This is a genomic window from Nocardioides pakistanensis (assembly GCF_054781215.1).
This window is the reverse complement of record NZ_BAAGUV010000095.1, coordinates 1-1,328: the sequence shown is the minus strand read 5'-3', so window position 1 is coordinate 1,328 and position 1,328 is coordinate 1. Positions and strand designations below refer to the sequence as shown.

Sequence of the window (1,328 nt, the reverse complement as noted above, 5' to 3'; positions counted from 1 at the left end):
CTCGGTTGGTCGTCGTCTCGTTCGACCAGGACGCCCTTGTTGAAGGTCGCTCCGGCACGGACGAGCGCGACGAGGTGAGGTGCGTTGACCGCTCGCCACCTGGCCTGGGCGGACTCGATGAGCTTGAAGGCCATCGCGATCCCGGCTGCCCGCGAGCCGGGGCCCTTGGTGACCCGCTGCCGCAGCCGCACGGTCGCGAAGGTCGACTCGATCGGGTTGGTGGTGCGCAGGTGGACCCAGTGCTCGGCGGGGTAGTCGTAGAACTCCAGCAGCACATCGAGGTCGTCGGTGATCTTCGCGGCGGCCTTGGGCCACTTGGCCCCGTATTCAGCGGCGAACGCACGCGCACCTGCCTCGGCGTGCTCCTTGTCCTCGGCGTTCCAGATCTCCGCGAGTGCGGCCTTCGCGCCCGGCTGAGCCGACTTGGGCAGGCAGTTGAGGACGTTGGCGATCTTGTGGAACCAGCACCGCTGTTCGCGGGTTTCGGGGAACACCTGCCGTACCGCGGCCCAGAACCCCAGCGCCCCGTCACCGACCGCGAGGACCGGTGCCCGCATCCCGCGGCGCTTGGCCGAGCGGAGGAGGTCGGCCCAGGACTCGGTGGACTCGCGGTGTCCGTCATCGAGCGCGATCAGCTCCTTGGTGCCGTCGGCACGCACGCCGATCATCACCAACAGGCACACCTTGTCCTGCTCGAGTCGGACCTTGAGGTGGATCCCGTCGACCCACACGTAGACGTAGTCGATCTCGGCCAGGGACCGCCTGTTGAACGCGGCCGCCTCGTCTTGCCAGTCCTTGGTCAACCGCGTGATGGTGGCCGGCGAGAGACCGTGGCCGGTGCCGAGGAACTGGGTCAGCGCCGGTGCGAAGTCGCCGCTCGAGAGGCCGTGCAGGTACAGCAGTGGCAGCACCTCGGCCACCCTGGGGCTCTTCCTGGCCCAGGCGGGCAGGATCGCCGAGGCGAACCGCTGACGCTTCCCGGTCACCGGGTCGATCCGCTTGTCGTTGACCCGCGGCGCCCGGACCGGGATCGCGCCCGCCGCGGTGGTCACCTCCCGCGGCTGGTGGTGACCGTTGCGGACCACCAGTCGCCGACCCTTCTCGTCGAACTCGTCGGCGAACGACTCGACATAGGCAGCGACTTCGGCCTGCAACGCCGCAGCCAGCATCGCCCGGGCGCCGTCACGGACGATCTCATCGAGCAGCGACCCACCGGCCGACTCGTTGGACTCGTTCTCCTCCTGGACTACCTTGAGCATGGGTGCACCTTCCCGAGCCGGCGCGCCAACGCCGACCCTGATCAGAACTGTTATGGGCTTCGATCTTGC

1 protein-coding gene is annotated in these 1,328 nt (G+C 68.5%); it reads right to left on the bottom strand.

What is annotated here, in order from left to right:
- The coding region (locus ACYVIH_RS22950; RefSeq protein ID WP_460871863.1) for an IS256 family transposase at positions 1-1,259 on the bottom strand (1,259 nt) is incomplete at its 3' end.
- Positions 1,260-1,328 lie beyond the last annotated feature (69 nt).